The sequence below is a fragment of the Deltaproteobacteria bacterium genome (genome assembly GCA_019308905.1).
Classification (GTDB): domain Bacteria; phylum Desulfobacterota; class BSN033; order WVXP01; family WVXP01; genus JAFDHF01.
Genome location: JAFDHF010000049.1, coordinates 22,142 through 32,395, shown reverse-complemented (window position 1 = coordinate 32,395; position 10,254 = coordinate 22,142). Strand labels below are relative to the sequence as shown.

Genomic DNA, 10,254 nt, shown 5'->3' with positions numbered 1-10,254 from the left:
GGCCGCAAGGCTAAAACTCAAAGGAATTGACGGGGGCCCGCACAAGCGGTGGAGCATGTGGTTTAATTCGACGCAACGCGAAGAACCTTACCTGGGTTTGACATCCCCTGACAGTCCTGGAAACAGGATCTTCCCCTTCGGGGGACAGGGTGACAGGTGCTGCATGGCTGTCGTCAGCTCGTGTCGTGAGATGTTGGGTTAAGTCCCGCAACGAGCGCAACCCTCATCTTTAGTTGCCAGCATTGAGTTGGGCACTCTAAAGAAACTGCCGGTGTTAAGCCGGAGGAAGGTGGGGATGACGTCAAGTCCTCATGGCCTTTATGCCCAGGGCTACACACGTGCTACAATGGCCTGTACAAAGGGAAGCGACCTCGCGAGAGTGAGCAAATCCCAAAAAGCAGGTCTCAGTTCGGATTGGAGTCTGCAATTCGACTCCATGAAGGAGGAATCGCTAGTAATCGTGGATCAGCACGCCACGGTGAATACGTTCCCGGGCCTTGTACACACCGCCCGTCACACCATGAGAGCTGACTGTACCAGAAGTCGTTGGGCTAACCCCTGAGCTTGTCGAAGGGGAGGCAGGCGCCTAAGGTATGGTTGGTGATTGGGGTGAAGTCGTAACAAGGTAGCCGTAGGGGAACCTGCGGCTGGATCACCTCCTTTCTAAGGAGTAAGATGGATGGATTCAAAGAGGCGTGGCTCCCTATTTTAGTCTGGAGGCTCTAGGAAAAGGGTGGCTGAGGTTGAGAAGATTGCCGGCTAGGCGCTGGCGGCTGCCTGGGGGCCTATAGCTCAGCTGGTTAGAGCGCACGCCTGATAAGCGTGAGGTCGATAGTTCAAATCTATCTAGGCCCACCATCGTGACTCTAGGTGTGAGATTGGTGATGCCGGATTGTGGATCTCGGCTCCTGGGATCCTCGATTTGGAAGGGTGGGAATCCGGGATTTGCAATCCTAAGTCGGCAATCGAGTTTGGGGGTGTAGCTCAGTCGGGAGAGCGCCTGCTTTGCACGCAGGAGGTCATCGGTTCGATCCCGTTCACCTCCACCACAGAAAAAGAGCTTTCAACACCAGAGAAGGGGCCGTTTTGGGGCTGCGGATCTGGTGCCTCATAGATATTTGCGAAAGATTTCGCAGTGTTCTTTGACAATTGCATAAGGAATGGGAAGACGGCGTCGAGTTTATGGTCAAGCTACTAAGGGCGTATGGTGGATGCCTTGGCGTCAGGAGGCGATGAAAGACGTGGTAAGCTGCGATAAGCTTCGGGGAGCCGCTAAACAGGCTTTGATCCGGAGATCTCTGAATGGGAAAACCCGTCTCGAGTAATATCGGGACATCTGTTGCTGAATACATAGGCAGCAGAGGCGAACGGGGGGAACTGAAACATCTCAGTACCCCCAGGAAAAGAAAACAACCGTGATTCCCAGAGTAGTGGCGAGCGAAATGGGAAGAGCCTAAACCATCCGTACGTGATAGCCCGTGAGCGTTGTACGGGTGGGGTTACGGGGCTCAGTCGGAGGCCGTCACGGCGGCTTCGAGGAGTTACAAATTCAACCCATAGCTGAACCCGCTGGAAAGCGGGACCATAGAAGGTGATAGTCCTGTAAGCGAAATGGGTTGAACTCCTTGGACGGAGTCCCCAAGTACCGCGGGGCACGTGGAATCCTGCGGGAATTCGGGAGGACCATCTCCCAAGGCTAAATACTACCTGACGACCGATAGTGAACCAGTACCGTGAGGGAAAGGTGAAAAGTACTCCGTTGAGGAGAGTGAAATAGTACCTGAAACCATATGCCTACAAGCGGTGGGAGGACGGTGGATAGTGTCAGAGGGTTCGCCCTCTCGCTGTCCCGTCTGACTGCGTGCCTTTTGCATAATGAGTCAGCGAGTTACTCTGTGCAGCAAGGTTAAGCCGACAGGTGGAGCCGTAGCGAAAGCGAGTCTGAATAGGGCGTCTCAGTTGCACGGAGTAGACCCGAAGCCAGGTGATCTATCCATGGCCAGAGTGAAGCAGATGTAATAATCTGTGGAGGCTCGAACCGGTGAAGGTTGAAAACTTCTCGGATGAGCTGTGGATAGGAGTGAAAGGCTAATCAAACCTGGAAATAGCTGGTTCTCCCCGAAATATATTTCGGTATAGCCTCACAACTCAGTAATGGAGGTAGAGCTCTGGATGGGCTAGGGGTCCTACAAGATTACCAAACCCAACCAAACTCCGAATGCCATTAACTGCTATTGTGGGAGTCAGACTGCGGGAGATAAGTTCCGTGGTCGAAAGGGAAACAGCCCAGACCGCCAGCTAAGGTCCCTAATGTGTGCTAAGTGGGAAAGAAGGTGGAAACGCTCAGACAACCAGGAGGTTGGCTTAGAAGCAGCCATCCTTTAAAGAAAGCGTAACAGCTCACTGGTCAAGTGGGTCCGCGTCGAAAATGTAACGGGGCTCAAGCACGCAACCGAAGCTGCGGGTCCTTTCCACCTCGGTGGAGAGGGCGGTAGGGGAGCGTTCCATTGTAGGTTGAAGCCTGACCGAGAGGACAGGTGGACGAGATGGAAGTGATTATGCTGACATGAGTAACGATAATGCCGGCGAGAAACCGGCACGCCGTAAACCTAAGGTTTCCTGAGCAAGGTTAATCCTCTCAGGGTGAGTCGGCCCCTAAGCTGAGGCTGAAAAGCGTAGGTGATGGGAAACAGGTTAATATTCCTGTACCACCGGGTCAGCGTTTGAGCGATGGGGGGACGTAGAAGGGTAGGCCATCCTGCGATTGGAAGTGCAGGTTCAAGCCTGTAGGTGGAGGTTCTAGGCAAATCCGGAACCTCATCAACACCGAGAGGTGATGACGATCCCGTTTTCGGGAACAAAGTGGCTGACCCCATGCTACCAAGAAAAGCCTCTAGCGAGCTGATCAGGTGACCGTACCGTAAACCGACACAGGTAGGTGGGGAGAGAATCCTAAGGCGCTTGAGTGAACCCTGGTTAAGGAACTCGGCAAAATGACACCGTAACTTCGGAAGAAGGTGTGCCCTCACTAGGTGAAGCGATTCGCACGTGGAGCCGAAGGGGGTTGCAGAGAAATGGCGGTGGCGACTGTTTACTAAAAACACAGGACTCTGCAAAGTCGCAAGACGACGTATAGGGTCTGACGCCTGCCCGGTGCTGGAAGGTTAAGGGGAGATGTCATTCTCCGCTTCGGCGGAGGAGAAGCGTTGAACCGAAGCCCCAGTAAACGGCGGCCGTAACTATAACGGTCCTAAGGTAGCGAAATTCCTTGTCGGGTAAGTTCCGACCTGCACGAATGGCGCAACGATTTCCGCACTGTCTCGACCAGGGACTCAGTGAAATTGAAGTGGCGGTGAAGATGCCGTCTACCCGCGACTAGACGGAAAGACCCCGTGCACCTTTACTACAGCTTGACAGTGAATCTCGGGGTAGTTTGTGTAGGATAGGTGGGAGACTGAGAAGTCCCGACGCCAGTCGGGATGGAGTCGTCCTTGAAATACCACCCTGACTGTCTTGGGGTTCTAACCCAGACCCGTTATCCGGGTCGGGGACACTGTCTGGTGGGTAGTTTGACTGGGGCGGTCGCCTCCTAAAGCGTAACGGAGGCGCGCGAAGGTTCCCTCTGGCTGATTGGAAACCAGCCTTAGAGTGTAAAGGCATAAGGGAGCTTGACTGTGAGACTGACAAGTCGAACAGGTACGAAAGTAGGCCTTAGTGATCCGGCGGTTCCGTATGGAAGGGCCGTCGCTCAACGGATAAAAGGTACGCCGGGGATAACAGGCTAATCTCCCCCAAGAGTTCACATCGACGGGGAGGTTTGGCACCTCGATGTCGGCTCATCGCATCCTGGGGCTGAAACGGGTCCCAAGGGTTTGGCTGTTCGCCAATTAAAGCGGTACGCGAGCTGGGTTTAAAACGTCGTGAGACAGTTTGGTCCCTATCTGTCGCGGGCGCAGGATATTTGAGAGGAGCTGTCCCTAGTACGAGAGGACCGGGATGGACGGACTGATGGTGTGCCAGTTGTCCTGCCAAGGGCATTGCTGGGTAGCCATGTCCGGAAAGGATAACCGCTGAAAGCATCTAAGCGGGAAGCCTCCCTCAAGACGAGATATCCCTCCCAAGCCGTTCGCGGTAAGGGGTAAGACCCCAGGGAGAACACCTGGTTGATAGGTCAGAGGTGTAAGTCCGGTAACGGATTTAGCTTACTGATACTAATCGGTCGAGAGGCTTGACCATATCATTGATCTTCTGCCATAGGCCATGATAGCCGCCCAATCCTTATGCAATTGTCTGGAACCGTTAATTGATAGAAGAGTCTGTCTTCCAAATTGACAGTTTTTTCGGTGACCATAGCGGAGGGGAAACACCCGTTACCATCCCGAACACGGAAGTTAAGCCCTCCAGCGCCGATGGTACTGCTCTGGCGACGGAGTGGGAGAGTAGGTCGTTGCCGGAAAAACTGACCAGTAAAAGCTCCCTTGCAAGGGAGCTTTTATTTTGGGAAATCGATATGCTCTGTCTACGGCCGCCATGGGCATAGGGGACTATGATGGAGATTCTGGCTCTACCGTCAGCCCTCGCGTTCACCATGAACGTCACCCTCTGTCTGATTGTCCTCTCGAGCAATCCGAAGAATACGGCGAACCGGCTGTTTGCCTGCTTTGTACTGGCATTTGCTACATGGAACGTGGGCGAGTTCGTCATGATCAACAGCCAGACGCCCGAGAGTGCCATTTTCGGAGTCAAGGTCGTCTTTGCCGGAATCACTTTCATCCCGGTTTTTTTCCTGCATTTTTCCAGTGTGTTTCCCCTGAGACACCACTCCTACATCCCACGGAAAACGCTTCTTTTTGTATATCTGATCCCCGTGGCGGTTCTGGCGTGTTTCTACTGGTTCTTTCGGATCGACATCCACCGGCTTCAGGAGTTCAGAAATGTCTTCTACTACGGCCTCCAGTTCCGGAGGCCCATGATCTTCGAAACCTTCTTCTCCGTCATCGTCCTCCTTTCGGCAGGCTACATTACGTGGGGGATCAGGAATCTGCTCCGCTCTCTGCACAGGACGAGGCTGACTCAACAGAAGCTCCAGATCCAGTACCTTATCTTCGGGATGGTCTCCATGGCGATTGCAGGAGCGGCCATCAACGGTCTTAACTACCTGTTCAAACTGAATTGGCCGGTCTTTTTCCTTGCCAGTCTCTACTCGATCCTGGTCAGCGTATTTTTTGCCTTTGCCCTGATCAAATACCGTCTCCTGGACATCCATATTCTCATTCGAGGCGGGATCGTCTACTCGTTCCTTTCCGGTTTGATTCTGGCAGTCTATGTGCTTCTGATAAAGAACATAGGCGAAATGATCTCCCAGACTTACACCACCAGGTCCCTTCTGGTGGAGAGCGGTCTGATCGTGGCCCTCGTCTATCTTCTGAGGCCCTTCCAGAGAAAGGCAGAGGATCTTGTCGACCGCTTTTTCTACATGGAGCGTTTTCGGTACCGGATGAGGCTCCTTGGGTTCAGCCGAGACATAGTAGACCTGGTCGAAATGGAAGGGCTGCTGGACATGATCTGCAACTTCATCCTGCAGACCTTCCATGTGGACCGGATCTGCGTCGTTCTCCGGGATCGGGAGACCGGGGAATATAGAACGGCCCGCCTGAGGAATGTCGAGTGCAGCAGGGATCTGGCCTGGAGTGAGGATCTCGTGGAAAGGATAACCGCAGGGGGTAAGTCCCGGGAACTAGAGGAGTACCTCACCGATGATGACGAGCAGTTGAACAGCCGAATCGAAGAGCTCGTGGAGCGGGGGTTTGAGGTGGCCGTTCCCCTGGTCACGAAGCAAGGTGCCCTTGGAGTGACGCTTCTGGGCAAGAAGCTCTCCAGGAAGGATTTCACCCATGAGGAGCTCGAATTCCTCGACGGTTTTGCCATTCAGATCTCTCTTGCTATTTCCCGTGGGTTGATCTACCAAGACATGGTCCTCAAGGATCGACAGATCATGCAGTCCGAAAAGCTGGCCAGTCTCGGCCAACTGGCGGCTGGGATAGCCCATGAAATCCGCAATCCCCTGGGGATAATCTCGGGTTCCGCCGAAACCCTGCTGAAACAGAGCGACCCTGAAACGCGGCTGGAAATGGCCCGCTATATTATGGAGGAATCGGATCGTATCAACTCCATGATCAGCAATTTCCTCGATTTCGCCAGGCCCAAGGAGCCTGTGTTGCGACGCTGTGATCTGGGTGATCTCCTGTCGAGAACACTCAATCTCATAACCCCTCAGGCCAACAGGGCCAAGGTCGACATCCTCAGGGAGATCCCGGCCGATCCTCTCCTGGTGTGGATAGATCCTGAGCAGATTCAGCAGGCTCTATTGAACGTCACTCTGAACGCCCTGGAGGCCATGCCTGATGGCGGTGTATACAGGGTAACCCTTTCCAGGGATGGAAAGGATGGGGTGGTAATCAGGCTCAGCGATACCGGGTCTGGAATCCCCCAGGAGAGGGTCTCCAGAATCTTCGACCCTTTTTTCACGACCAAGGACGGAGGCACGGGACTCGGGCTCTCAATTGCTCACACCATTGTGGAGAAACACGGCGGGACTATCTCTGTGAGTACGGGGCCTGACAGGGGCACGACTTTTGTCGTCAGCCTCCCATACGGAGGGGAGGGACATCATGGAGCGGAAGCGGATTCTCATCGCTGAAGACGAGGCGAAGATGCGCCGGGTCCTCGAGCTGAATCTGAGGGGCCGGTACGACTTGGATTTCGCCGGGAATGGCCAGGAGGCCTTGGCATTGATCCAGGGAAAGGCGATAGATCTTGTCCTGACAGACATGAGGATGCCTGTCAAGGACGGGATCTCTCTGCTTCACGACGTGAAGAGGATCAAACCGGATCTCCCCGTGATCCTGGTAACGGCCTATGGCAGTGTGGAGTCCGCTGTCAGGGCGATGAAAGAGGGAGCATACGACTACATCGTCAAGCCCTTGAAGATGGACGAAATCGAAATGGTGATCGAGAAGGCCCTGGCCCATGCCGAACTCGTGAGGGAAAACCGTTACTTGAAGGCGGAGCTGCAGCGATCGCGGAGTTTCGATACGATCGTTTCGGTGAACCCAAAGATCCTGGAGATCCTCGATCTGGTCAGGCAGATCGCCGACAGCAAAGCCACGGTGCTGCTCGAGGGCGAGAGCGGGACGGGCAAGGAACTCGTGGCGCGGGCGCTGCATTACAACAGTCAGCGCGCCTCCGGTCCTTTTGTAGTGGTCAACTGCTCGGCCATTCCACGAGAACTCCTGGAAAGTGAACTCTTTGGATACGAGAAGGGTGCCTTTACGGGTGCCACACGGATGAAAATCGGCAGCTTCGAAATGGCCAACAATGGGACCCTGTTTCTCGACGAGATCGGGGAGATGCCCAAGGAGTTGCAGGCCAAGATTCTCCGGGCTCTCGAAGGACACCGGTTCATGAGAGTGGGGGGGGTCGAGAACATCGAAGTCGATACTCGAGTGGTCACTGCCACCAACAGAAGCCTCAAGGAGGCCGTAAGAACCGGTGCCTTCCGGGAGGATCTCTACTACCGGCTCAACGTGCTGAGGTTGAAGCTTCCTCCGCTCCGTGAGAGAAGGGAGGACATCCCGCTGCTTGTACGCCATTTCCTGGAGAAACACCGTGAAGAATCGAGGGGGAGATCCTTCGAGGTCTCAGACCGGGCCCTTGCTCTGCTGGGACGATACGATTGGCCGGGAAACGTGCGTGAATTGGAGAACTGTATTGTCCGGGCCATGGTATTGGCCAAATCCGACGTCATAGGGGAAGAGGATCTCCCTCCAGAGATCCGTGGTGGAGAAACGGCGATCCCCGTGGAGAGTCTGAGGACCTGGGATGAGGTTAAGGCGGTGAAGAAGGCGGCCAGGGAGAGAGTCGCGGGGGAGATCGAGCGGGCCTTTATCGAGGAAGGCCTCAGGAGAAACCGAGGAAACGTGAGTCGGAGTTCCATCGAGATGGGGTTGGACCGCAGACAACTCCAGAACATGATCCGTAAGTACCGGATCAAGCCCCACGACTACCGCTGAGCCAAGGAGATGAGATTACCCCGAGTGCTCGGAGATCGAGCCTTGAAGTGCCCTGAAGTATGCCCGAACCCCAGCAGCCGGGTTTTCATCTTCCTGCACGCCGAATCATAAGAACCGTGTAGAATCGGCTCGACCTTCCCGAATGCCCTGCGGTTCAGGCCCTCCAATTTGGCATTTCCCCCCTTGGTGGAGCGAGTCGAGCCTCCGCACGTGGACAGGTTTTATCCTTCTCGGGTGCGAAGAATAAGGGTTCTACTGCGGTAAGATACTTCGCACCTTTTTCCTTGGTGACCGCTGCTTTCCTGCGGTGCGAAATGTTGGCTCGCATGTGTGTCCACGGGATCCATGGGGCTGAATGGTGAGAGGCGGTAACATATTGTAAAAAGGTCACTTTTTGTGGCCTATTTTTTTGGATATATGGTATGGAAATTGCTCATACATTGATAACAGATGATCAATCTACACCAGAATTGTCGATAAAGGGGGAGTACAGCCGTATGTGGCAGGGATGGATCATCGGTCTTCTGGGGGTATGGTTGATCATAGCCTCCTTCATCTTCAATGGAAATGTATTGAATGAACTCGGAGTAGGGGTGAGTGTGGCTGTGATCGGCTTCTGGGCTGCCGTAGGGTGAATGAAGGCCCAATTCCATGGAAAAGAGGTGGAGAGATGATTTTTTCAGAGCAGGTGAGAAACTTTACGTCTCAACAGGCTTCGAGAATGATCGTGGAGCTGCTTGGCCGGGTGACGGACAAACGTTTGATCCAGATGACCTATCTGGGGGAGAAACTGACCAACGACGAAGAGGTCGTTGGTGCCATTCGGGCCATTCGGGAGATGCTTCAGAGCCCGGATCACTCGACCAAGCAGCTCTTCTACAGGGTTCTCAACTACTTGCCGAAGCAGAACCGGGTCAGGATATTTCATACCCTTTTCAACAATGCCTGGTTTGTGGGGGGCAAGAAGCGGGATTTCTACGAGGAGAACTACGGGTTCCGGCCGCCCTTCATCATGATTCTGAGTCCCACCTGGCAGTGCAACCTGAGGTGTGCAGGGTGCTATACCCTGGGCCAACAGCGCCATCCAGGACTCGAGTACGATCTGGTCAAGAGGATTCTCAAGGAGGCACAGGAACTGGGGATCTATTTTGTAACCATCCTGGGCGGAGAGCCTTTTGTATATCCCCATCTCTTTCAAATGCTTGAGGAGCACCCGGACATCTTCTTCCAGGTCTACACCAACGGAACCCTGATGGATAAGGAGAAGGCCCATCGCATTGCGGAACTGGGCAACGTGGCCGTTGTAGTGAGCTGTGAGGGGTACGAAGAAGAGACCGATCGCTGGCGGGGCAAGGGTGTGTACAGGAAGATCATGGATGCCATGGATTACCTGAGAGAGGCTCGCGTCATCCTCGGCTCCTCGGCCACGGTGACAACCCACAACGTCGAGACCGTCGCCTCGGATGAGTTTGTCGACCTCCTAATCGAGAAGGGGGTAGTTGCCCAGATGTATTTCCTCTATATCCCCGTCAATGGGCAAGGGGACATCAATCTCATGGTGACCCCTGAGCAGAGAGATTTCCTTCGCCGCCAGGTGATACGATTCCGCCGGGAAAAGCCCCTGTTTGTACTCGACTTCTGGAACGACGGCCCTCACGTGGAGGGCTGCATTGCCGGAGGGAGACGGTACTTCCACATAAACGCCAACGGGGACGTGGAGCCTTGCGTCTACACTCATATCGCGGAACACAACATACGGGATGTCAGTCTGGCAGAAGCCCTGGACAGCAAGCTGTTTCGGTGCATCCGGCACCGGCAACCCCACAACCCGAACCATCTCAGGCCCTGCATGATAATCGACAACCCCAAGGTGTACCGGGAGGTGATCGAGGAATCGGGAGCGTATTTTACCCACCCGGGAGCCGAGGAGGTCGTCACGGACATGGCAAAGGAGATGGACGCGTATGCGGAGAGGTTCGCCGTTCTCGCCGAAAAGGTTTGGCAGGAAGAGTACGTCAACAACCAGGCGAGGTAGGAAAAATCCCTCGGCTACGGGAGCGACACCATCCTTCCCGGAAGGATGGTGTTTTTTTCTGCTCCAAGGGGTATCGAGCCATAGGTTGACCGGCAAAGGAGCCTGGGATGTTCTCCAAAACCGGAGGGGTTGCCCGGAACTTTCTGG

At 54.5% G+C, this 10,254-nt stretch carries 4 protein-coding genes, 2 tRNA genes and 3 rRNA genes; all 9 read left to right on the top strand.

Going from position 1 to position 10,254, the window contains the following annotated elements; genetic code table 11:
- Positions 1 to 663: ribosomal RNA gene (locus tag JRJ26_14885) — 16S ribosomal RNA — on the top strand; the annotation flags it as partial.
- Between the two features lie 118 nt (positions 664 to 781).
- Positions 782 to 858, top strand: a tRNA-Ile gene (locus JRJ26_14880).
- 115 nt (positions 859 to 973) lie between these two features.
- Positions 974 to 1,049: transfer RNA gene (locus tag JRJ26_14875), tRNA-Ala, on the top strand.
- Positions 1,050 to 1,184: 135 nt separating this feature from the next.
- A 23S ribosomal RNA gene (locus JRJ26_14870) occupies positions 1,185 to 4,236 on the top strand.
- Between the two features lie 103 nt (positions 4,237 to 4,339).
- Positions 4,340 to 4,456, top strand: a 5S ribosomal RNA gene (gene rrf, locus JRJ26_14865).
- 90 nt (positions 4,457 to 4,546) lie between these two features.
- Positions 4,547 to 6,700: a GAF domain-containing protein gene (locus JRJ26_14860; protein MBW2058773.1), complete on the top strand. Its 2,154-nt coding sequence runs from the start codon at positions 4,547 to 4,549 to the stop codon at positions 6,698 to 6,700.
- Complete coding sequence (locus tag JRJ26_14855; protein MBW2058772.1) at positions 6,672 to 8,072, top strand: sigma-54-dependent Fis family transcriptional regulator; 1,401 nt, start codon at positions 6,672 to 6,674, stop codon at positions 8,070 to 8,072. Before JRJ26_14860 ends, JRJ26_14855 begins: the two co-directional genes overlap by 29 nt.
- A 422-nt stretch (positions 8,073 to 8,494) precedes the next feature.
- Positions 8,495 to 8,707: a hypothetical protein gene (locus JRJ26_14850; protein ID MBW2058771.1), complete on the top strand. Its 213-nt coding sequence runs from the start codon at positions 8,495 to 8,497 to the stop codon at positions 8,705 to 8,707.
- A gap of 35 nt (positions 8,708 to 8,742) precedes the next feature.
- Positions 8,743 to 10,107 carry a radical SAM protein gene (locus tag JRJ26_14845; GenBank protein ID MBW2058770.1) on the top strand — a complete coding sequence of 455 codons (1,365 nt, stop codon included), beginning with the start codon at positions 8,743 to 8,745 and terminating at the stop codon, positions 10,105 to 10,107.
- Positions 10,108 to 10,254: the final 147 nt, after the last annotated feature.

Bases quoted from the DNA above. Each gene is read 5' to 3' on its own strand.
- JRJ26_14860 (MBW2058773.1), top strand. From the start codon at position 4,547: ATGATGGAGATTCTGGCTCTACCGTCAGCCCTCGCGTTCACCATGAAC.
- JRJ26_14855 (MBW2058772.1), top strand. From the start codon at position 6,672: ATGGAGCGGAAGCGGATTCTCATCGCTGAAGACGAGGCGAAGATGCGC.
- JRJ26_14850 (MBW2058771.1), top strand. From the start codon at position 8,495: ATGGAAATTGCTCATACATTGATAACAGATGATCAATCTACACCAGAA.
- JRJ26_14845 (MBW2058770.1), top strand. From the start codon at position 8,743: ATGATTTTTTCAGAGCAGGTGAGAAACTTTACGTCTCAACAGGCTTCG.